Source organism: Anaerotruncus sp. 80, assembly GCF_009936115.1.
Taxonomy (GTDB): Bacteria; Bacillota; Clostridia; order Peptostreptococcales; family Anaerovoracaceae; genus Senimuribacter; species Senimuribacter intestinalis.
Map to the genome: position 1 here is coordinate 73,803 of NZ_QWES01000013.1, position 23,336 is coordinate 97,138.

Sequence of the window (23,336 nt, forward strand, 5' to 3'; positions counted from 1 at the left end):
CATCATTGATGGTAGTACGTGTAGCCCCACTCATAGGTCATAATCAGCGCATAATCCACAATTTCCCCAATCTGCCTGTAATCATGCCCCTGATAAATGCTTCCCTGCTGCGCATCGGAAGTCTTAGGTGCCAAAGCCGCCGTTACATAGTAGCCCTGCGGTCCCAGCAATTCTTTCGTCTGTCGAATCAATTCTACATAGTCCTGCCTATTTTCCACTGGTACAAACTCAAAGTCAAAATCTATCCCTGCGAGTCCTTTTCTTTGAATCGTCTGCAAGATGTTGTTTACCAAATTTGTGCGTGCCTGCGGATTCGAAAGTAAAATGCCTGCGGTTACATCATTAAAAGTTCCCGACTCGTCCAAGGGTGTCAGCACCATCATCGGTTTTACCCCTGCAGTGTATGCTGCCTGAATCAGGTTCTCGTCGTTCAAATCCACAACACCGCCCTCTGCAGTGATTCCATAGCTAAAATTTCCCAGAAATGTCAGATCCGGCAGCCAGGAAGAAAGTACCCATGGCTCAATAGACGGATAAGCATAGCCGCTCACAACAATTATTTTCATTTATAAGCCCCCATTCTCATATTACAGAATACGGAGCCGGGCATCTTTTTAGAACTCCTGCAGCACAGCAAATTCCATTCCCGCTTCACCAGTCACGCCGCAATAAATTTCCTCAGTAAAGCGTCCAACCCCAAAATAGTGCGTCAGCATTTGTTTTGCCGTTACGGGCATTTCCAACTCTAAAACGTCCTTTATAGGGATCCAACGCAGTATGCCCTCGTCTGTACATTCATTTACAGCCGCGCCTTCCCTTAGCTTTGCAAAGAAATAGTAATTCTGTCTGATTTCTCCATTTTTTAGCCGCAAAGTTACATATCGCATTTCTACAGAAGTAATATCGCTTTCACAAAGCCCTGCTTCTTCTTGTAATTCCCGCAGCATACAGGCTCTTGGCTTATTCAGTTCCTGCGGCTGAAAGTGTCCTCCGATGCCGCACCAGGAGGGCGCAACTACCTTAGAACCAATCCTGTAGAGCATAAGCATTCTTCCATCTTTCTCTATATAAATCGCAGTCATATTTCGCAGCGCAGCTTCCTTCATACTTTTCATTGACAATTCCTCCTTAGCCTTCATTTTACTCCGAATTTTTCTTCTGAGCAATCCTTTCCTAAAATATGGACGCGCTGATTGACATTTCTGAGGTGCTTAACGCATCTATTGATTGGTTGCTCCTCAACGAAAAAGGTGATGAGACGGCTCCTTTGCAGAAAAGTGATGTTGAACTGAAAACAGTCCAGGTCAAATGCCGGGATGAAATTCAATCTGATTTAATGATTGGTATGCGGTAGTTCGTGCTGCAGAGAATCCGGCGCGCCATAATCTCAAGATTTTTTTGGATATCCGGCGCTCACCTCCTGGAAAATGCCATATTCAAAGCGTTTTTTTGTATACATGGCGTCCGCCATCTGCCAAACGCCATATTGAGATTGATTTTCTAAAAAACTGGCGCGCGCCTGCTGCCTGATACCCACTTTTTTGATATTTTACTGTAGGACGCTAAAGTTTTTCCGGCTATCTGTCTGCATTTCTTTCTGCCGCCGCCATTTTTTCTAAAAAAGCTTTTCTACCTGGCACTTTCTCAAAGTTCCGCGCCATGTATACAGAAATCAAGGTCAAATATGGCGCGCAAATCATCGACATATCTCCATTCTCTGTCTGTTAAGCTTACTCCCTCAAATAGGTGCCGGACGAAAAACGAAAAAAAGCTGTCTCATTTTATTTTGAGACAGCTCGTCATATATATTAGTAACGATAATTAAGCCAGACTTTTGCCCAGCGCTCTGCAATCAGCCTCTGCCTCTGCATCTGGTGATTCATTGCAAATTACGCAAGGGCTCGCGATGACAGCTTCAGCTTCAATGCAGCGATCTTCCCAGCTGCGCATCCATTCGCCATCACCCCATCCATAAGAACCAAACAGCGCAATCTTCTTTCCTGCAAGCTTCTTCTCGCACTGTTCAAACATCGGTAAAAATTCACTGTCTTCCAGTTCCTCTGCGCCCATAGACGGGCAACCGAAGGCGATAGCCTCATACTGATCCATCAAATCTGCAGAAAACTTTGATGCACGATAAAGCGTCGCATCTGCACCAGCTTCTACTGCTCCGGCAACAACCTGCTCTGCCATCTTTTCAGTATTTCCTGTACCACTCCAATATACGACTGCAATTTTACTCATGTTTTATACCTCTTTTCTTTCATTTATTATATTTACACAGCCACCGTGAGCTGCAGCAAAGACTTGCCTTCATAAAAAAGCCGTTTATAGACCATTTTACATTTATCAAACTTTGCAAACATTTTCACAGCCTCGCACTCGTTGCAGTAAACCTTCCAACATCCGCTGCATTTACTGTTTCTGCCTGCATTTTCTATAAAGCCAATCACATCACCTAACGGATAACCTAAAAACAATCCGATCTCATGAGGGAAGTCTCCTTCTTCTACGAATCGCTGGCGCAGCTTTGCAATGGCGCGCCTCGGCGTAAATGTCTCATATCCCTGCTCTCGCAAAAATTCTGCTGCTCCAGGGCGGTTAAGGTCTTCCCGCAGTTTTTTCTCACGATAGACATAGATCAGTGCGCTATGATCAAACTTCCGAAGAATCGCAACAGAAACACCTTTCAGCGATAACTCACTATTTAAAGTTCTAATGTAACCGTATAATGCCCGCTCTGATTCGAATTGATAGTTAAATAAGTTCGCTGTTTTTAGTGATGCCAGCGTTGGTGAGCAGTGCTCAATCAAATAGTTCTCCATTTTCCGTTCTCCTGTATCAAATCCTGTTATTCTTCGCCTTTGGTTAGTTTCAGCTAACTCATGTCCAAAAATAAAACCGCCTCTCGTTTCTCTCAGTTCTAGTTAGTTTAAGCTAACTATACTACGTTTTTCACCCCATGTCAATAGAAAAATTCATTTCACTATTACTGCTCTTCTGTATGGAAAATTTGCAATTCAGCTTTTTTTAGTCTATGCTGCCGAATTTTTTCTTCTATGTTTGAGATTTCCTCTGAACAATCCGTAACTTGTACCTTGTCATACAATTTGAACGTCAAATTAATTGCTAGCCCCTTATCTCCCATAGAAATAGAAACATCATCTGCAGAAGATATAATTGCAATAAAATCTGACAAGCCCATATCATTATCCAATATAAGTTCGTCGCCTATATAAGTCAGAGTACCAATAAATTCTTGCTCGTCAACATTTAATATGATATGCCCGCCTTGTATCCACGCAATTTCATAAAGTAACGGGTATAATACTTCTGTAAGCACTCGATATCGCTCGTCATTTCTTTTTTTCAGAAATTGCGATTCTTTTGCTTCTAATAATGTTGCCAACAACTGAAATTCTTCTTTTCCATAGTCCGTCATTGAAATTTTTTCCATTTGTTTTAATCCCAGCGTTCTTTGCCGATGTTTCGTTAGAAAATCTGCTTCTTTTCTCATCATATTCTCCTATTACAATTTGACCTTTCACCACTCTACGCACAAATTACTGCAATTCAATAGCGTATTGACGTTATTATGAGTTTATAAGAATCTTAAAAAGAATTATACCACATTTCAGCCCGATAAAAAACAATTTTTACTACATATTTTAAAATAAATTCAACATTTCAGCCCGATAACAAGGCTTATAAAAAAGTTATTCTATATCACAGGGAGGTATGAAAATGAATGTAAGTTTTATCGGTGAACGAATAACGGAGTTACGTCTAAAAAAGAACGTCTCTGAATATCAAATGTCCTATGATTTAGGACACAACAAAAATTATATCAGAGCGATTACGTCTGGTCGCTCATTGCCATCAGTAACAGGATTATTTAATATCATCGAATACTTCGGACTAACGCCATCAGAGTTTTTTGACAATGAACGACCACAAATGATTAGAAAAGCGATGGAATATATGGAACAACTTGATGAAGAAGACATGGTAATACTGCTGAATATCATGCAGCTAATTTGCCAAAAAAGAAAACAATCTGACTAAAGATCATTTTGGTAGTTTAAATCTCCTTATTCCATATATAAAACACAAAATAGAGAATTATTACCGGCTTATTTACAAAAAAGCCACATTTCAGCCCGATATCATATTTTTTAAAAAAGTTATCATAATGAAAATGGAGGTGGCAGTAATGAAAGCAAAATATATAGGTGAACGCATCACAGAATTGAGACTAAAAATGGAGGTCTCTGAATATCAAATGTCTTACGACCTTGGACATAATAAAAACTATATTAGAGCAATTACATCTGGCAGATCGTTACCGTCAGTAACAGGCTTGTTTGATATTATTGATTACTTTGGTTTAACACCATCAGAATTTTTTGATACTGACTACTGGAATGATATGTCCGAGGATCTATAAGCATAATAACACTTTATAGCAAGATAGCACTTTGCGCAAAAACCTTAAAACCTCTGAAAAATTAAGGCATTTAAGGTTTTTTTGTAGTACTTCTGATGTTCTGACCTTAAAAATAAAAAGCCCGCACATGGCAGGGTGAATTGACTATTGCATAATCTTTTCATTCGTGGTATATTGGTGTCAAGAGGAAACCGGAAAAAACGGTTACCAAAGTTTTACGACTTAGCCGCTACATTTTGATCGATGGGAGCGGCTATTTTTTTATGTAAGCAATGATTAGTGATACTACTATTCCTAAGACTGTAAATACAACCATTAAGATTTCATAATCCGTCATTGTAACACCCCCTCTCTGAGGGGTAACCGCTTTAAACCTTCGTCCTCTTGACTATATGTATTATACTACACCCCGTTCCTGCGGACAAGGCACTTTATTTTGCATTACTTTCCGGCAACCCCGCTGCTGTTAAACTGCTAGAAGATGCAAATTATAGAAGACAGCGACATACAAGTATCGAAGTTAATTAAAGCCCCCTATCACCAGACAGCTCTTAAAGCAAACATTTCACAAATGTTAGCACGCAATCCCCCTCAAAAGTCTTTATCTTGACATCAAAACTAAAATTTGAATATAATGGTCGTTCGTTTTCCAAAAGAGTAAAGGCAAAAAGAAGAAAGCCGAAACCCCAGATAATTCAAGGTTTTCAGCTTTTCTAGTGGTACCCCCGGCGGGAATCGAACCCACAACTATGCTTTAGGAGAGCACTGTTATATCCATTTAACTACGGAGGCGTATTCAGTTTAAAGAAGTGTCCTTAACGAACACTTTTTTATCATACCACTTTTTTGACAGAAATTCAATGTCTTTTCAAAGTTCTACAAAGTTAATGTTATTTTATGGAAGATTGCACGCTTTCACAAAAAGATTTCAAACTCTGCAAAAACAGATCTCTTTTTTCGTAAGAAAGACAGATTTGGTAATCAGTCTATGTAAGATTGAAAACTGGAATAAATACACAGGAAAAATTTTATTGTAAAATCCGCTCAGTTTGACTTAATCCCCCTTAAATTTACAGGCATAGTCATTTTTATTTTGCTGATTTCACCATCGTTTTCTCTTTACTTGTAATTTAGGGGTTGATAATTATTTGACAATGTAGTAGAATAGAGGAAGGATTTGTTAAAAACTAGACAAACTTTAACAGACGAAATAACGATGCCATGCTGAGTCACCGTGCCTGTGCACCGAAAAGTTTGCTGGTCATTGAATTAGGACGTTTTTATATAAGGGAGGAACATTATGTACAAAGTATCTTCACTTGCAGAAGAATACCAGAAGAAACTAATTACTGCGGACGAAGCAGCCGCAATGGTTCATAATAACACTCGTATCCACTATGGAACAGGCTGCGGTGTTGTCAATGATATCGACGAAGCTCTTGCAAGGCGCGCAGATGAACTAAAGGGCATTGAAGTGCTCAGCACGGTAGCCCTCAGAAAAGAACCATTTAAGCTTTATCAGGCAACTTCTTCCAACGAACAGGTAAGATTTGCCTCAGCCCATTTCAGCGCATTTGACAGACAAATGAACAAAGAAGGGCGATGCTGGTACATCCCAATGCTGTTCAATGAACTGCCGTACTACTGGGTCAACAATGAAAACGACATTGACATCGCATTCTTCCAAGTTGCGCCAATGGACAGCCACGGTAACTTCAATCTGGGACCGCAGGTTGCTGACATGTGGGGCGTTATTAAAAGTGCAAAGAAAATCATCGTAGAAGTCAACCAGAACATGCCAATCGCTCACGGTCATCAGACACAGCTAAACCTTTACGGAATCGACCATATCGTGGAAGGGTCCAATGCACCTTTGGCAGAACTTGGAACAAAGCCCGCTTCAGACATCGACAAACAGATTGCCGCCCACGTAGTGGAACTGATCAACAGCCACAGCACCCTGCAGCTGGGCATCGGCAGTCTTCCAAACTGTATCGGTCAGATGCTGGCAGACTCCGATGTAAGAAATATCAACGCTCACACTGAAATGTTTGTGGACGCTTATGTGGACTTATTTGACGCAGGAAAATTAACTGGAAATAAGCCGGTAGATAAAGGCAAAGCCCTTTATACCTTTGCAGGCGGCACAAAAAAATTATATGATTTCATCGACAATAACCCGATTTGCTGCAGTGCGCCGGTAAACTACGTAAATAATGTTAACGTTATTTCCAGCATCGACAATTTCATCTCCGTCAACAGCTGCATCCAGGTTGACCTTTACGGACAGGTATGTTCCGAGTCTGCAGGTCATCAGCAAATTAGCGGCACAGGCGGACAGGTGGACTTCGTAATGGGCGCATTCCTGTCAAAAGGAGGAAAGAGTTTCATCTGCACACCGTCGACCAGAACACTGAAAGACGGAAGCAAAGAATCACTGATCTCCCCAATTTTGACGCCAGGTGCAATTGTCACCACTCCGAGAACTGCAACCAACTATATCGTAACCGAGTACGGCGCTGCTAACTTGAAAGGAAAATCTACTTGGGAAAGAGCCGAAATGTTAATCAACATCTCCCACCCTGACTTCAGAGAAGACCTTATCAAAGCAGCTGAAAAGAACGGTATATGGAAAAATACAAGCAAGTGTACATTCTAATCCAAATATATCTCAATCTTAAGAAGAAGTGGGTTGACCCAAAAGGGGCAACCCACTTTTTCATATTTTTTCGTGTATCTTAATTCACGTCGTTTCTTGACAAAATCGCTGCCGGCGTTTTGCGCATGGTGTTAAATACAGGCAGTAGTCCCGCCACCAGATTAAATCCAAACACAAGGCCAAAGCTGATGAGCAATACCAGCGGATTCATCAGATACTGTTCTCCGATCATTGGAATCTTTGAAATTCCATTTAAGATGTATGCCATCACCGCCATGCCCGGAATCGTAGTCAATGTAGTCATTGCGATGATTTCGCCGACAAACATTTTGTAAATATCTTTCTTTTTTAGACCGATTGCACGAAGCACGCCGACCTCTTTAATTCTCGAGAGGAAAGAAGATCTCAACATGAGATACATTTCCAGAAGAGAAATGAGCAAGATAATGCCGGACACCAAAATTGTTGCGATAATCTTTTTTTTGCAGCTATCGATATAGGACTCCCTGTCGGCAGTATAATTATCTGTGACCTTGACATTTTGCGCCGATAGTTTTTGATAGGTGGCTTCCTTATCCTTTGGAGAAAGCACTATCTCTGTCTGGTCCTCCATCAGATAATCTATGGCTGTATTCTTGCTGACATAAAGTGCGTCTGTACCGCGTTTATCGTTGTAATAACCGCAGACAGTCAGCTTCTTACCATTCACCTTCACATCGAGCTTACTTCCGATAGCTGACTCGTATCGATGCATTTCATGAATCAACACTTCCCCGGTTTTCTTTGGTGCCGCTCCTTCGACAAGCGTCACCGTTTCCCGGTCACGAAGTCCGTAGGACAGCACCAACGGCATCGCCTCCTCGCTTTCTTCAGTGTATCCGGAATCTTCTTCCGTACGCATTTCTGCCTGCACCATCAGAATATCCATAAAAAACTCTCTGTCTGCGTAAATTGAAGGGCTTCCCTGATCAGTAATTCCCACAATCGTGAATTCTCCCAGACGCGGTAGCGTTACCTTTCTTCCAATAATCTGTTCTTTTGAAAGCAGGCCAATCATTTTCGGCATATCGTTAGAAAGAAAGCTATCCGCCGTGATTCTATCGATGACAATCTCCGAACTGTCCTTTGCATTTCTGCCCTCCAACAGTTTTTCTTCCTCTACCATATCCAAAGCTGTCAGGGATCCTGCTAAGCTGACCTGCGCACCTTTGGTCTGGTAATAATCATCCAGAGGAAAGGCGAAATTCACCTGGGAATTGCCCGGAAGCGCATAATCAATGCCGTCCATATTTTCGTATTTTTTAAAGTTCTGCGGTGTCACCTTTGCCCCGTTCACCGTCAAGTAGTTCTGATTAACCTGGACAAATTTATCGTCTGTAATATTGGTAATTCCAGCAATACTGCTTACCGCATAAACGGCAAACATAGACGCCATGATGAACCCTACAAGCAAAATTTTCTTAATGAGGGAATAAGAAAAAATTTTCTTGTATCCACCTGCAATCATAGTCACCGGATTAAAAATGGAGGTGTACTTTGGCGTAAAATTCTGATCCAGCATATTTGCATAGTCAAATTCATACGCCTCGTAAACGTCTTTGGAAATTTTCCGGTAATGGTCATCGACCAGTTCCACCGCTTCTGAACCTTCTCCTATTCCAGCGGGAGTTTCGATATATAGATTGTTGTTTTTGAGAACTACCTTGATTTCCAGCTGCTGGTCCTTCTTATCACTGTAAAATTTTAACTTCACATTTTCTAATTCCAGCTCCTGCTGCACCTGCATATCCTGAAGATAGATTTTGTTTTCCAGCCGATAATCCAGTTCGCTATTGTGGGCATTTTCTCTGTCACTGACGATTTTTCCATCCACAATTTCCACAATACGGGATGCGTAAAATTCCGCGATTTCTCTCTCGTGGGTGACGAGAATCACCAGCTTTTCCCGGGAAATTGCCTTAATAATATTCATAATCTCCAGCGTATTTTTACTGTCCAGATTACCTGTCGGCTCATCAGCAATGATAATCTTTGGATTTTTTACGATGGCACGGGCAATCCCCACACGCTGCCGCTCTCCGCCGGAAAGCATTTTCGCCGGGCGGTTTTTGTATCGATCAATGCCTACACGCTTTAGGATATACATGACCCGCTCTTCGATTTCTCTCTTATCTTTAATCCCCATCATGCGCAAAACCAGCGCTACGTTGTTAAAAACTGTATCATCCTCAATGAGATTATAGTTTTGGAAAATATATCCAATATTTGCATTCCTGATTTCGTCTTTCTTCCCGTCAGAACGACCGGTCAGTCTCTCCTCGCCGATGTAAATTTCACCGCTGTCAACTTTGTCGAGACCTCCGATTGCATTGAGCAGAGTCGTCTTTCCGCAGCCGGAATTTCCCAAAAAAGTGACGAGACCCTTATCGGCAAGTTCTATAGAGGTGTGGTCAATGGCTCTGATTTCGTTGTTTTTCTTCCTATTAAAATACTTGTTTACATTTGTTAATCGAATCATCTCTTACACCTCCTCTTTATACGCATTCATCGCTGTCTTTTTAAATAGCTGTCTGGCATATCTGCCCGCCAGAAGTACCGACATCAGGCAGAGCACTACATACAGAATCACTACATCCCCGATAGAAAGGAAAGACACCAACTGCTGCAGATAAGCGACTTTCACCACTTCCAACTTTACCAGCGCCAAAAGCCCCATGCAAATAAAGTAAGCAATATTGAACACTGCAAAAAGTTCTACTTTCAGCAGACTGCTGCAGTTTTCTTTGCTTGCACCCAGCATACGGATAGTCGAAAAATAGATGTTCCTCGACTTCAAGATTAGCTTAATGATGAAATAAGTGATGAAGAACAGCACAATCAGCACTGCCGCCAGCATGATGGTGTAAAATGTAGTGAGAATGACTCCAAAACCACCGGCGTAGCTCACATATCCGTCATGTACACAGAAAGTGTGGTAACCCGCCTTTTCAATTTCCGCCGCTGTTTCTTTAGTCAGCTTATCGTCTTTTACACGGACGGAGGACTGGAAATTCCCTTTGTCAAACAGGGCTGCATAGTCCTTCGGATTGATAAAGAGACTGCCGCTCACCTCTTCAAAATTCTCGCTTTCAAGGAGGGTTTTCAGATTACTCTGGTTGTAAACCGCACCCACACTGAAGTTGATTTCGCTTTCAAAATACAAGCTCTTATTGATCAGTTTCAAAGTTTTACCTACTGCGCTTTCCGTACTGAGCGCAGCAATGTCTGCAGGCACGTAAATTTCACCCTTAGGCACTTTGTCGCTTGCTTTGATTGGTAAAACGCCTGCACCGGAGTCCCCGCTTAAAATGTTATCCGCAAAGACAATCTCCTGGCTGCACTGGTGCTCCAGCACTGTCAATCTGATATCATCCAAAGTCTCTTCACCGACACAATATAAAGCTTCATATAAAATATCTGATTCATCTAAAGTCTCCTGTTGTTCTTTGGTCAGATAACCGTAGCCGACGATTTTCATTTTTTTACGCAAGATACTGCTTCCCGTATTCTGGTTGCGCACATCGACCTTGTCGGCTTTCATCACCATATCGATAACCGCCTCAGCATAGCCGCCTCCCGGAATCATCAGGACTGCTTCGTTATACGATTTCGGCATTCTGCCCTCCACAAGCTGTCCTTCCATAACCTTTGCTTCTTCTATTTTAGAAGTAATGTAAAAATCTCCATTTTCAAAATCGTCCGATACATCGGTGATTAAATCCAGCATGAGATCATTTTTGATAATTCGCTCTACATTATCTATTTTTCCAATCTTTTCATAATCGTCCTCGGTCAACTCGCTTCTATCCTCTTTAGTAAAGAGAATTCTATTTCTGTCAGTATCCATGAAATAGTAGTTATAGCCGCCTGTATCCATATCCCCCATGTTCTTAAAGGATGTGTACTGGCTGATTACACTCATGCACAGGAACAGAAAAACCGTCAGCAGCAGGAAAAATTTTGCAGGAATATTAAAGGTATTGCGCACACCAAGCCGTCCCATACTTCCTAAGGTAAGACCGTCTGCCTTCGCAGTTTCGACAGACTCCTCCGCATCACCGCAGCTGCCGATGGTCACTGCTATCCGTTTATCTTCTGCCACTTTTCCATCGTGCATAGTGATTTTTCTGGTCACGTAAGGCTCAACCTGCTCATAATTATGGGTTACGATGATGATCAGCTTATCTTTAGAAAGCTGGTGCAACAACTCTATAATTTCCGCCGCTGACTTACTGTCCAGATTTCCAGTCGGCTCATCAGCTACGATAATCGGCGTTTCTTTCGCCAGCGCTCTGGCAATGGCAACGCGCTGCTTTTGTCCGCCGGAAAGTTTGGAGGCCTTGGTTTTCTCGTAGGAGGAAAGTCCGACCTTCGCTATAATTTCTCGTACCCGCTCCGGAATTTCTGACTTGTCATATCCGCTCATCAAAAGTACCAGCTCTACGTTCTGATACACAGTATAGCTGTTGATTAAATGAAACGTCTGGAAGATATTTCCGATATATTTCTTTCTGTATTCTTCTAGATCCTCTTTGGAAAATCCGCTGGTCGGCTGACCCATGATATACATTTCGCCTTCCTCAAAGGAATCCAGTCCAGAAATCACGTTGAGCAGTGTGGATTTTCCGCTCCCGCTTTCTCCGGTAATTGCGACAAACTCACCCATTTCAAAATTTAGGTCAATCTTGTTGAACCCTGTAGAAACCAGTCCGCCGCTTGAGTAGAATTTCGATACTCGTTCTAATCTTAACATATTTCTCCCCTTTCCTAATTCTTCCACTACTATATCACGACAATCTCACAACCGTCTATAACTTTGGAGAAAATTTAAGAAATGTAAGGAAAATGTAAGAAAGGTTGGGGCGCCGACTTCCGCAGCACCCCTGCACTACTTCTGCACAAAAAACAGACAGCGGATTCATCTGCTGTCTGTCTGTTTTAAAAATTATTTTACGTCTATCAGTTCATATTCTCTGGTGCCGATGCCTAGCTTTTCACCGTGAATCAGTCCCGCTTCCCAGTCAGTATCAGGGTGCATGATTTTGAACACGTCGTGACCGTGTACGTGGTCGTGTCCATGATCATGACAGGCGCACTTATCAGCCGCACTGCCAGCAATCACTGGCTGCTTGTTGGCTGCATCCACACAAGCCTGGTCGATGGCAATGGGATCAAAGGAAGCGAACATGCCTACATCAGGAATTACCGCAACGTCATTTCCGCCCTCGCAGTCGCAGTCAGGAGATACGTTTATCAGCATATTGATGTGGAATGCCTCTTTTCCGGCTAACGTTGCTTTAGTGTATTCCGCAATTTTTCTATTCATCACCGGCTTTGCCTCATCCCACTTCGTTGCGATAGCACCCTTCGGACAGTAAGCGATGCAGTAGCCGCATCCAAGACATTTGTCTTCATCAATCACTGCTTTTCCATCGATCACATGGACACCATCGTTGGCACAGTTCTTCACGCACATGCTGCACCCGATACAATCCCCTGTGTTAATCATCGGAGTGCCGCTGCTGTGCATTTCCATCTTACCTTTCTTTGAACCGGCTCCCATGCCGATATTTTTGATAGCGCCGCCAAAGCCAGCACCAACGTGCCCTTTAAAATGGGTTAAAGAAATGATTACATCTGCTTCTGCAATCGCAGCGCCAATCTTTGCAGTTTTTACATATTCGCCGCCCTCTACCGGAATTTCACGTTCATCAGTTCCGCGCAGACCATCGGCAATAATGGTATGTACACCTGTTGCCAGTGGGTTATAGCCGTTCATATATGCTGCATCCAAATGATTCAGTGCATTGTTGCGATAACCCACATACAAGGTATTGCAGTCTGTCAGGAACGGCTTGCCGCCCTTCGCCTTGATATGGTCACAAAGTACCTTAGCATACTGCTGACGCAGAAATGCCATATTTCCAAACTCACCGAAGTGGAGTTTCACTGCTACAAATTTATCCTGAAAGTCAATCTGATCGATGCCTGCTTTTGTGATTAAACGTTCAAACTTGTCCAGCAAACTATCGCCCATGCCTACATGCATGTCTGTAAAATAAACCTTTGAACTCATCTTTCATCCTCCTTGAATTAATATACCTTGATTATATGTTATCTGGCAGGATTGGTCAACACTAGCTTATTCTATTTCGAAAAAGCTCCTTTTCTCTATCTGATAGCGTCTCATACAAGGTCAGCACCATCTCAACCTTTTCTGATTTGCACGCATCTGATGTAGGCGCTTTTAAGAAAAATGATGTAATTGCACTGGTCAAGGAACCAATCAGACCAATGCCAACCAGCATTAAAATTGAAGCGATTATTCTTCCAACAGCAGTCTCAGGAGATAAGTCTCCATAACCTACGGTTGTCGCTGTTACAAAAGACCACCAAACGGCATCCTGCAAATTCATTCCCTCAAAGTACACCATGGCACATGAACTAGCAATTACCGCAATTACAGATAAACAAATCATATATTTAAATCCGTTTGTATTTAAAAATCGCTTTGCTTTAAATGCACCTTTCGCAGATAATGCCCCAACTCTTGCCAGTTTAGCCAGCTTTAAAAACTTCGTCATTCTCACAAGCCGAAGTCCTCTAAATGCAGAGTTCAGTGGAATTATCGCAATCAGATCAATTATGTTTGCCCTAAAAAACTGACCTTTATTCTCTGAAATTAAAAGCCTGGCAATATAGTCAGCCACAAATAAAATGTAAATAATGCGGTCCATCCATTGTTCTATCTGACTTAATCCTTGTGTAAAATCCAAAATTGCAAGTGCAACAGATGCAAGGCAAAAAATACAAACAAGCAGATCATAGGTCTTGGTGGATTTACCATCCATCGCATCTCTGAAATTATACATATATATGCTCCCTCTGAGTTATATCCTTATTCATATAAAATTATATGCGAACGACCTATGAAAGTAAAGAGATTCAACCTATATTGCGAATTTCTAAAAAAAGTGTATAAATAATTCATCTTGACCTTTCTCGTATCTTGCATTTTTTGTAATCATTCAAACAATTTCACGCAAAACTTGCATAAAACGCAAGTTTTTAGGGTGGAGAACAGTAATAGATGAGCCTTCCATAACTATAATGAGAATCTGACCGATTACTTTTATACATTATTTTAACATTTTCTAATTCTCGGTTAAGATTCAGCCTTTTTCTTATACACTTTTTCCAAAAACAACCGTTTTAAGTTAATCCTTAATGATTGCAAAAATACGATAGTCCTGCTCTTGAAATTCCCCGTGTAAAATGCTATAATAATATGTTATTTTTATAGATTACGTAGGGAGGTTTTCGTATGTCAACAAACAATTACACCAGTCCGCTTTCAGAAAGATACCCGAGTAAGGAAATGCAGTATCTTTTTTCGCCGGACATGAAATTCCGCACCTGGAGAAAACTTTGGATTGCACTGGCAGAAGCTGAGAAAGAACTGGGGCTTGCCATCACGCAGGAGCAGATCGACCAATTAAAGGCTCACGCCGAGGACATCAACTACGATGTCGCAAAGGCGAGAGAAAAAGAAGTCAGACATGATGTCATGAGCCACGTGTACGCTTATGGTCAGCAGTGCCCGGATGCAAAGGGAATCATTCACCTTGGCGCAACCAGCTGCTATGTTGGCGATAACACAGACCTGATTATCATGCGCGAAGCTTTAACGCTGGTAAAAAAGAAAATCATCAACACCATTGCTTCTTTAGCTAAATTTGCAGATACCTACAAAGACCTTCCAACGCTGGCATATACTCACTATCAGGCAGCGCAGCCTACCACTGTCGGCAAGCGCGCAACCCTTTGGCTCAATGATCTGGTCATGGACCTGCAGGATCTGGAATACGTTCTGGACAGTCTCAAACTGCTCGGTTCCAAAGGAACTACCGGAAGTCAGGCTTCCTTTATGGAACTCTTCGAAGGCGACCACGAAAAATGCAAAGCCTTAGACCAGAAAATTGCTGACAAAATGGGATTTCCCGGCTGTTACCCGGTTTCCGGGCAGACCTATTCCAGAAAAATTGACAGCAGAGTGCTGAACGTGCTGGCAGGTATTGCCCAATCCGCACACAAATTTTCCAACGACATTCGTCTGCTGCAGCACATGAAAGAAGTTGAAGAGCCCTTTGAAAAGCACCAGATTGGCTCCTCTGCCATGGCATACAAGAGAAACCCTATGCGTTCAGAGCGTATGGCAGCCCTTGCCAACTACGTCATGAGTGATGCCATGAACCCGCAGCTGACAGCTGCAACCCAGTGGTTTGAAAGAACTCTGGACGATTCAGCAAACAAGAGAATTTCCGTCAGCGAAGCATTCCTTGCGGTGGACGGAATCCTAGAATTATATATCAACGTTTCCAACGGTCTTGTGGTCTATCCGAAAGTCATCGAAGCACATTTGATGGCAGAGCTTCCTTTTATGGCTACAGAGAACATTATGATGGATGCCGTAAAAGCCGGCGGAGACCGTCAGGAACTGCACGAGCGAATCCGCGTACATTCCATGGAAGCGGGCAAAGTTGTTAAAGAGCAGGGTAAGCCAAACGATCTTTTAGATCGTATTGCGGCAGACCCAGCCTTTCATATTACAAAAGAGGCTTTACAGAAGGCTTTGAAACCGGAAAACTATGTGGGCAGAGCTCCACAGCAGACAACAGAGTTTCTCAGCGGGGTCATAAAGCCTATTCTATCAGCAAATGAGGCGCTGCTTGGTCTCACTGCTGAAATTAACGTTTAATCGGGGAGCGCATTTGTAAGGCAAAACCCGTCTGAACGTGAACGAATAGGAGGTTACACTATGATCAAAGCAATTGTCGGCGCCAATTGGGGCGACGAGGGAAAAGGTAAAATCACAGACACACTGGCTGAAAACTGCGACATCATCGTCAGATTTCAGGGTGGAAGCAACGCAGGACACACCATCAAAAACAATTACGGTAAGTTCGCCCTGCACATGTTGCCATCGGGCGTCTTTTACGGACACACCACCAGCATTCTGGGCAACGGCGTAGCACTGAACATTCCGAAGCTGATTGAGGAAATCAAATCCTTGACAGACCGGGACGTCCCTGCGCCAAAAGTTCTGGTTTCAGATCGCGCCCACATCGTCATGCCGTATCACATCTTGCTGGACGAATACGAGGAAGAACGCCTTGGCGGAAAATCCTTCGGCTCCACAAAAAGCGGTATCGCACCTTGTTACTCCGACAAATACGCCAAAATCGGCTTCCAGGTGAACGAGCTCTTCATGCCGGAGGATAAACTTCGTGAGAAACTGGAAAACGTCTGCACATTAAAGAATGTGATGATTGTCAATTTGTACGGCAAACCTGCACTCAAAGTTGACGATCTCATGGAAACCATGAAGCAATATAAAGAGATGATAAAACCATATGTTGCCAACACTTCCGCTTTCCTTCACCAGGCTATTTCCGAAGGAAAAAACATCCTTCTGGAAGGACAGCTGGGTGCGCTGAAAGATACAGACCACGGCATTTATCCAATGGTTACTTCATCCTCTACGTTGGCGGCATTCGGCGCTGTAGGCGCAGGTATCCCGCCATATGAAATCAAAGAAGTTACCACCGTCGTAAAAGCTTACTCATCCGCAGTTGGCGCGGGCGCCTTCGTCAGCGAAATCTTCGGAGAAGAAGCTGACGAACTTCGCCGCCGCGGCGGCGACGGCGGCGAATTCGGCGCCACCACCGGGCGCCCGCGCAGGGTTGGTTGGTTCGATGCAGTTGCTACCAGATATGGATGCAGAATGCAGGGAACTACAGAAGTTGCCTTAACCGTTATCGATCCGCTCGGATATTTGGATGAAATTCCAATCTGTGTCGGCTACGAAATCGATGGAGAAATCCATCAGGATTTCCCGAATACCACTTATCTGGAAACCGCCAAACCAGTACTGAAAACAATGCCCGGCTGGAAAAGCGATGTAAGCGGCATTCGCAATTGGGAAGATTTGCCGAAAGCCTGCCAGGAATATGTCAACGAAATCGAACGTCAGATTGGATTCCCAATTACACTAGTATCCAACGGACCAGGCAGAGACGATATCATTCACAGAACCCCGCAGCTGTAATTTGGTTTTGCTGCAATCTTTGGCACCAGACTTAACAAATACGACAATCGTAGAAAGGGGAAACAGGCGGTGCCTTTCCCTTTCTAAAAACACAGTTCCTATTACGAAGAAAGGATTTTGAGATTATGTATAAGGACGCAATCAGACCCGCATGGGCTGAAATCAATTTAACCAATTTAGATTACAACATTAAAAATATCAGAGCAAAAGTTGGCGCAGATAAAGAAATGATTGGCGTCATCAAAGCTGACGCTTACGGACATGGCGCAGTAATGTGCGCAAACGTGTTGCGTGCTAACGGCGTAAAAACCTTTGCCATCGCCACACTGCAGGAAGCCATCGTACTTCGCCAAGCTGGCGCAACAGAAGAAATCATCATGCTGGGACTGACGCCGGACATGTATGCAGACACCATCGTAGAATACGACATCACACCGGTGGTCTGCAGCGCTTCCAATGCTAAAGCCATCAGCGACGCCGCTCTCAAAGCAGGCAAAACTGTTTCCGGTCTAATCGCTGTTGATACCGGCATGGGTAGAATCGGTTATCTTGCAGATGACATTGATAACGCAATTTTTGATATTAAGAAAATCACCATGCTGGCAGGTTTCAAAATCAAAGGTCTGTTTTCCCACATGTCCACCGCTGACGCATACGACAAGACCTACTCCCACCAGCAGGAAGAAAAATACAATCGTTTTTACGAAGCACTGGTTGCAGCAGGCGTTGACGTGCCGATGAGAACCCTTGCAAACAGCGCTTCCATCATGGAACTGCCGAGCATTCACTTTGATGCAGTGCGTCCAGGCATTATCCTTTACGGCTGCTATCCTTCCCATGAAGTAGATAAAAACCAGCTGGCGCTGAAACCGGTTATGTCCGTCAAGGCTAACATCGTCCACCTGAAAGACGTGCCGGAAAACTTTTCTGTGGGCTACGGCAGAAAATACATTTCCAGTAAACCATCTAAAATTGCTACCATTGCCCTGGGTTACGCAGACGGCTATCCTCGTCCGTACTCCGCACAGGCAAAAGTCATCGTAAACGGTGTAGTTTGCCCGATTGCCGGAAATATCTGCATGGACCAGTGCATGATTGATGTATCAAACGTTCCAAACGTAAAAGTTGGAGACGAAGTCATCATCATGGGTACAGACGGCGTAAACACAATCCTTGCCGACGACATTGCAGACGCAACTGGCACCATCAATTACGAAATCTGCTGCGCTTTCGGCCAGAGACTTCCAAAAGTTTACGTTCGATAAACTTCGTGTTTTTGCAAAAATGACCGCAACATGCCAATTCTAAGACATTGCGGTCATTTTTTTAATTCTTGTTTTACAAAAATGACCGCATTTGCTCAGATCATCCAACTTGCGGTCATAAAATCCATTTCCTCTGCTACCAACATGCTGCCTATCCCCTTAAACTCCCTCAAATCCACACGAATTTCCAATTTTTAGTATTATATTTACAGGCAAATTCAACGAATCTCCCATTATTTTACATATCCCTGCAATTGCAAATATCATTGAGCTCCCAATTTTGACCGCATTTCATATAAAACGCATCAGTACGGTCAAATCCTCAAAAACAAAAATTTTAACTCTGACCGTCATCTGCCCAAAACAAGGCTTTGCGGTCAAAAATCTAAAAACTAAAGAATTATAACACTGGTCCAATCGGCAAATGTCCTGCTCACGCCGCAGTCCGTCTTGTGTCATGGGACTGACGCTGCATCACACGCTGCCGCCACACGAAAAAGCTGCAAATCATAAGCACCGCCACCAGCCATCCGCCAAAAGTCAGCACAATCCGCAGCGTTGTATCCACAAAGAAAGGCTGCGGTACAATGCGAATGAGCAAATCCGTCTTTGGATCTAAAAGCCACAGGTCGTTGTCGAAGAAGATATGATGGAAGATGACAAAGTATTTGTGAAAATCCGTCGCCACAATCAAGCCGGAGACAGCACAGACCACAAGCACGCCCAAAATCCCCCAAAGTAAAAACTTAGGAGTCAGCAAAAGCCGTTTTCGCAAAAACAGCCAGCCAAAGCACACAACAAAGACTACAATCGCCCACCGTCTTATCATCATACCACCAAAAAACAATTCTTTCACATCTGCCATATGCGCAATTTCCCTGGCGCTGAAAAATCCGCGGGACTGCCCGGCAACCATCGTCGGCACCTGCAGTTCTTCCCTGTCCCCACGCAAATATGCCATCATTTCATCAGTGACATGAAGCAAATCATCCATTTCCATCTCCACACTCGTTGTCACATCATATTTTTCGTATTCACTTTTAAAATAGTCGGGACTCCAATAAACGACCGCCTCCACTGCAGTAATCAATAGTATCAGTACCAGTGCAAGGCTCATGACAAATCCCACAATATACTCTAATATTCTCATGCTTTTATCATACTGCCGAACACAGACAAACTCAAGCACCAATTTCGACAAAACTATCCAAAATCTGCCCAAATTCAAATTTTTTCTTGGACATTGCGCCCTCTAGCATATATAATGGACATATCTATTTTTATTTTTTAAGACAAAGGAGAAACGTACTACTATGGAGAAATTATTCAAGCTACAGGAACACGGCACTGATGTGAAAACCGAAGTTATCGCCGGCGCCACTACGTTCCTCTCAATGGTTTACATTCTTGCAGTAAACCCGGGCATGCTCGCAGCAGCCGGTATGGACAGCGCAGGTGTTTTCACTGCAACAGCTGTTTCCGCTGCTATTGCAACTCTGTTCATGGCATTCTTTGCCAACTACCCTATCGCCCTTGCTTCCGGCATGGGACTGAACGCATACTTTGCATTCACCGTTTGCGATGACCTTGCTGCAAAAGGCATCAACGATCCTTGGAAAATCGCACTGGCTGCGGTCCTTGTGGAAGGTCTGGCCTTCATTCTGCTGTCTCTGTGCAATTTCAGAGAAAAGCTGGTAAACGATGTGCCTGCTAATCTGAAATACGGCATTACTGCCGGTATCGGACTTTTTATCGGTTTAATCGGTTTCAAAGGTGCAGGAATCGTCATCGGCGATGCTTCCACTCTGGTAAACTTGGGCTCCTTTGCAACGCCGCAAGTGGTACTTGCACTTGTTGGTCTGATTCTGACCGCAGTTTTGTTCCACTTCAACGTTAAAGGCTATATCCTCATCGGCATTCTGGCTACTTGGATTTTGGGTATGATTGCAGAAGCAATCGGCTGGTATGCAGTTGATGTTGAAGCTGGCGTGTATTCCTTGTTCCCTGATTTTTCCGGTGCAAGCTTTATCCCAGCTGCCCCTGCATTCTTCTCTTTTGACTTTGCATGGATTGGCGAAAACATGGTGCAGTTCCTTGTCATCGTATTCTCTTTCCTTTACGTTGACCTGTTTGACACTGTCGGCACTTTAATCGGCGTTGCTTCCAAAGGCAATCTGCTGGACGAAAAGGGAAATCTGCCTAAGGTAAAAGGCGCTCTCATGGCGGATGCCTGCGGTACTATCGTCGGCGCATGTCTGGGCACTTCCACTGTTACAAGCTATGTAGAATCCAGTGCCGGTGTTGCTAACGGCGGCAGAACCGGTCTGACTGCAGTAACCACTGCTGTTCTCTTTATTGCTGCACTATTCTTCTCCCCAATTTTCCTTGCAATTCCGGGATTTGCAACAGCACCTGCTCTCATCTGGGTTGGGCTTTTGATGATTGGCGCTGTGAAAAATATGCACTTTGACGGTGACATTGCAGACGTGGTCGGCGGTTTCCTCGCACTGGTACTCATGCCTTTCACTTACTCCATTGCTAACGGAATCATGTTCGGCATTCTGGCATGGGTTATTCTGAAGGTCCTCACCAAAAAAGTAAAAGATATTCCTTGGGTTATGTGGATATCCGCATTACTTTTCGCAATCAGAATTTATACACTGATTCGCTAATTAATAAAGAACTAAGAGGCAGTCTTGTTGATTGCCTCTTTTTTTGTCTTCATTTAACCAGCCTCCACTTTATTCTCCTGTCTAAATTTCCCTAAATCGGTCATACTAAGGAATATAAAAAGCTTTGAAAGGACGTTTTTATTATGAATCATCTGAAACACGAAAAATCTCCTTACCTTCTTCAGCATGCTGAAAATCCGGTAAACTGGTATCCCTGGTGTGAAGAGGCCTTTGACCTCGCTGCAGAAAAGGACCTTCCCATATTCTTAAGTATCGGCTACTCCACCTGCCACTGGTGCCATGTCATGGCACACGAATCCTTTGAGGATGAAGAGGTTGCCGCTTTCTTAAACGACCATTTTATCTCCATCAAGGTGGATCGTGAAGAGCGCCCCGATATCGATAGCGTCTACATGCGCGCTGCTCAGGCTATGACCGGTTCCGGCGGCTGGCCGCTTACTATCTTCATGACGCCTGAAAGGACACCTTTCTTCGCCGGAACCTATTTTCCAAAACATACCAAATACGGTCAAATCGGTCTTTTAGAACTGCTCTCCGCAGTCTCTCAAAAATGGACCGAGGACAGAGACTCCCTCCTTACTCAGGGCAGTCAAATAGTTGCCTTTCTTCAAAAGCAGGAAGCAGCTGCACCGCAGACAAAACAGAATCCAGAAAATTCTATTGCAGAAGCCCTGTCATACTTTGTAAAAAACTTCGACAGAAAATATGGCGGCTTTGGCAGCAGTCCTAAATTCCCCGCAGCGCACAACCTGCTGTTTCTCATGGCGCAAAAAAGTAAAAAAGGTGACAAATACCTGGCTATGGCAGAAAAGACTCTAACCCAAATGTATCTGGGCGGCATTTTTGACCACATTGGCGGCGGCTTCTGCCGATACGCAACCGACGATAAGTGGCTTATTCCCCATTTTGAAAAAATGCTCTATGACAATGCCCTGTTGCTCATGGCGTACAGCCAATGTTACTATGAGACAAAATCTCCCCTTTATCTGACTGTAGCAAATAAAACCGCCTCCTACATGCTGAGAGAACTGAAAGATCCAGAAGGCGGCTTTTACTGTGGACAAGATGCCGACAGCGACGGTGAAGAGGGCACCTATTACCTCTTTACACCGGAGGAAATTCGCAGTGTTCTTCATCTGGAACCTGCGGCAGCCTTCTGTTCTCAATACGACATCACACCACAAGGCAATTTTATGGGGAAAAATATCCCCAATCTTCTGAGTACCAAAGACCACGGTCTTCTGCCCGACGAAGACGTGCTGCGAATTTTATACGACTACCGCTTAGAACGCACCAAACTCCATAAGGATGACAAAGTTCTCACCAGCTGGAATGGAATTGCTATCGCCGCCTTTGCAAAAGCTGCAAGACAGCTGAAAAATGCTGATTATCTGGAAGCTGCTCTTTCCGCGGCGGAGTTTATCTGGAAACATCTCCAAGATGAGGGAAAACTTTTTGCCAGATGGCGGCAGGGTCACTATGCCTTTTCGGGAACGCTGGACGATTATGCTTGCTACATCTGGGGACTTTTGGAATGTTACAGCACGACCTTCAATCCTATCTTTTTGGAACGCGCAGACCGGATTGGCCGCACCATGATAAAACTGTTTTTCGACTCTAAAGAGGGCGGCTTTTACCTTTATGCTGCCGACAGTGAGGCACTTTTTCTGCGCCCTAAGGAAACTTATGATGGGGCTATGCCTTCCGGCAATGCCGTCGCTGCTCATATTACAAAAAAACTGGCATTTCTTACCGGTGAAAGCTTTTGGGAGGACATTGCTGACAAGCAGTCTGCTTTCATGGACAGAGCCTGCAGTGATTATCCCTTTGGTAATAGTTTTTACCTTTGGAGTGTCAGCCAGGATCTTTTTGAAGAGGGCAAACTCATCTGCACTATGCCTGACGCAGAAAACCTATCCACAGACACGCTGTGCCGACTTTGGGATCTTCAGATGGACGTAGTGCTGAAAACAAGAAAAACAGAGGAGACACTGCATAAAGTATCTCCTTATCTGAAAAATTATGAGATTCCGGAAGAAGGCAGCGACTTTTACCTCTGCCGAAACCATGCATGCTATAGCCCTGTCCACAGTCTGGATGCGCTGGAATCCTTGTAATTACTGCA

At 43.6% G+C, this 23,336-nt stretch carries 20 protein-coding genes and 1 tRNA gene; 9 read left to right on the forward strand and 12 right to left on the reverse strand.

Annotated elements, in window-relative coordinates:
* Positions 1-2: 2 nt before the first annotated feature.
* Both D1155_RS08080 and D1155_RS08085 read right to left on the reverse strand, forming a co-directional pair.
* Positions 3-566 carry a glycosyl hydrolase family 18 protein gene (locus D1155_RS08080; protein WP_160201887.1) on the reverse strand — a complete coding sequence of 188 codons (564 nt, stop codon included), beginning with the start codon at positions 564-566 and terminating at the stop codon, positions 3-5.
* Between the two features lie 48 nt (positions 567-614).
* Positions 615-1,115 (reverse strand): NUDIX domain-containing protein, encoded by a 501-nt coding sequence (locus tag D1155_RS08085; protein ID WP_243151049.1) that lies wholly within the window; start codon positions 1,113-1,115, stop codon positions 615-617.
* Between the two features lie 65 nt (positions 1,116-1,180).
* Here D1155_RS08085 and D1155_RS08090 point away from each other — a divergent pair, with 65 nt between their 5' ends.
* Entirely contained in the window at positions 1,181-1,354 is a 174-nt protein-coding gene (locus D1155_RS08090) for a hypothetical protein (RefSeq protein WP_160201888.1), read from the forward strand.
* A 223-nt stretch (positions 1,355-1,577) separates the two neighbouring features.
* On the opposite strand, the gene D1155_RS15980 is transcribed toward D1155_RS08090, so the two are convergent.
* The 4 genes from D1155_RS15980 to D1155_RS08110 all read right to left on the reverse strand — a co-directional run bounded on the left by D1155_RS15980 (position 1,578) and on the right by D1155_RS08110 (position 3,517).
* Positions 1,578-1,706, reverse strand: a complete 129-nt coding sequence (locus tag D1155_RS15980; protein ID WP_279261632.1) for a hypothetical protein — start codon at positions 1,704-1,706, stop codon at positions 1,578-1,580.
* 115 nt (positions 1,707-1,821) lie between these two features.
* The gene (locus D1155_RS08100) at positions 1,822-2,244 is read right to left on the reverse strand and encodes a flavodoxin (protein WP_160201889.1); all 423 of its coding nucleotides are present in this window, start codon (positions 2,242-2,244) and stop codon (positions 1,822-1,824) included.
* 32 nt (positions 2,245-2,276) lie between these two features.
* A complete protein-coding gene (locus D1155_RS08105) occupies positions 2,277-2,825 on the reverse strand; it encodes a DUF3793 family protein (RefSeq protein WP_160201890.1) in 549 nt (182 codons plus the stop codon).
* Between the two features lie 164 nt (positions 2,826-2,989).
* Positions 2,990-3,517 (reverse strand): hypothetical protein, encoded by a 528-nt coding sequence (locus D1155_RS08110; RefSeq protein ID WP_160201891.1) that lies wholly within the window; start codon positions 3,515-3,517, stop codon positions 2,990-2,992.
* 227 nt (positions 3,518-3,744) lie between these two features.
* Between D1155_RS08110 and D1155_RS08115 the strand changes: the two genes are divergently transcribed.
* The gene (locus D1155_RS08115; protein ID WP_160201892.1) at positions 3,745-4,065 is read left to right on the forward strand and encodes a helix-turn-helix transcriptional regulator; all 321 of its coding nucleotides are present in this window, start codon (positions 3,745-3,747) and stop codon (positions 4,063-4,065) included.
* 148 nt (positions 4,066-4,213) lie between these two features.
* Positions 4,214-4,447 carry a helix-turn-helix transcriptional regulator gene (locus D1155_RS08120; protein ID WP_160201893.1) on the forward strand — a complete coding sequence of 78 codons (234 nt, stop codon included), beginning with the start codon at positions 4,214-4,216 and terminating at the stop codon, positions 4,445-4,447.
* 717 nt (positions 4,448-5,164) lie between these two features.
* On the opposite strand, the gene D1155_RS08125 is transcribed toward D1155_RS08120, so the two are convergent.
* Positions 5,165-5,239 (reverse strand) — tRNA-Arg (locus tag D1155_RS08125).
* A gap of 508 nt (positions 5,240-5,747) precedes the next feature.
* Here D1155_RS08125 and D1155_RS08130 point away from each other — a divergent pair.
* Positions 5,748-7,106, forward strand: a complete 1,359-nt coding sequence (locus D1155_RS08130; protein WP_160201894.1) for an acetyl-CoA hydrolase/transferase C-terminal domain-containing protein — start codon at positions 5,748-5,750, stop codon at positions 7,104-7,106.
* Between the two features lie 79 nt (positions 7,107-7,185).
* Here the strand turns inward: D1155_RS08130 and D1155_RS08135 are convergent, their stop codons facing one another.
* From D1155_RS08135 to D1155_RS08150, 4 genes are all read right to left on the reverse strand, one after another.
* Positions 7,186-9,624, reverse strand: a complete 2,439-nt coding sequence (locus D1155_RS08135) for an ABC transporter ATP-binding protein/permease (protein ID WP_160201895.1) — start codon at positions 9,622-9,624, stop codon at positions 7,186-7,188.
* Between the two features lie 3 nt (positions 9,625-9,627).
* Positions 9,628-11,898, reverse strand: coding sequence for an ABC transporter ATP-binding protein (locus D1155_RS08140; RefSeq protein WP_160201896.1), 2,271 nt, complete (start codon positions 11,896-11,898; stop codon positions 9,628-9,630).
* A 192-nt stretch (positions 11,899-12,090) separates the two neighbouring features.
* Positions 12,091-13,221: a DUF362 domain-containing protein gene (locus tag D1155_RS08145; RefSeq protein WP_160201897.1), complete on the reverse strand. Its 1,131-nt coding sequence runs from the start codon at positions 13,219-13,221 to the stop codon at positions 12,091-12,093.
* 61 nt (positions 13,222-13,282) lie between these two features.
* A complete protein-coding gene (locus tag D1155_RS08150) occupies positions 13,283-14,017 on the reverse strand; it encodes a potassium channel family protein (RefSeq protein ID WP_160201898.1) in 735 nt (244 codons plus the stop codon).
* Positions 14,018-14,469: 452 nt separating this feature from the next.
* On the opposite strand from D1155_RS08150, the gene purB reads away from it, so the two are divergent.
* The 3 genes from purB to alr all read left to right on the forward strand — a co-directional run bounded on the left by purB (position 14,470) and on the right by alr (position 18,518).
* Positions 14,470-15,903: an adenylosuccinate lyase gene (gene purB / locus D1155_RS08155; protein ID WP_160201899.1), complete on the forward strand. Its 1,434-nt coding sequence runs from the start codon at positions 14,470-14,472 to the stop codon at positions 15,901-15,903.
* Positions 15,904-15,963: 60 nt separating this feature from the next.
* A complete protein-coding gene (locus D1155_RS08160) occupies positions 15,964-17,253 on the forward strand; it encodes an adenylosuccinate synthase (RefSeq protein ID WP_160201900.1) in 1,290 nt (429 codons plus the stop codon).
* 125 nt (positions 17,254-17,378) lie between these two features.
* Positions 17,379-18,518 carry an alanine racemase gene (gene alr / locus D1155_RS08165; protein ID WP_160201901.1) on the forward strand — a complete coding sequence of 380 codons (1,140 nt, stop codon included), beginning with the start codon at positions 17,379-17,381 and terminating at the stop codon, positions 18,516-18,518.
* Positions 18,519-18,951: 433 nt separating this feature from the next.
* Here alr and D1155_RS08170 read toward each other — a convergent pair whose 3' ends face one another.
* Positions 18,952-19,668, reverse strand: a complete 717-nt coding sequence (locus D1155_RS08170) for a TIGR01906 family membrane protein (protein WP_160201902.1) — start codon at positions 19,666-19,668, stop codon at positions 18,952-18,954.
* A 163-nt stretch (positions 19,669-19,831) separates the two neighbouring features.
* Between D1155_RS08170 and D1155_RS08175 the strand changes: the two genes are divergently transcribed.
* The gene (locus D1155_RS08175) at positions 19,832-21,190 is read left to right on the forward strand and encodes an NCS2 family permease (RefSeq protein ID WP_160201903.1); all 1,359 of its coding nucleotides are present in this window, start codon (positions 19,832-19,834) and stop codon (positions 21,188-21,190) included.
* 143 nt (positions 21,191-21,333) lie between these two features.
* Positions 21,334-23,328 (forward strand): thioredoxin domain-containing protein, encoded by a 1,995-nt coding sequence (locus D1155_RS08180; protein ID WP_160201904.1) that lies wholly within the window; start codon positions 21,334-21,336, stop codon positions 23,326-23,328.
* Positions 23,329-23,336: the final 8 nt, after the last annotated feature.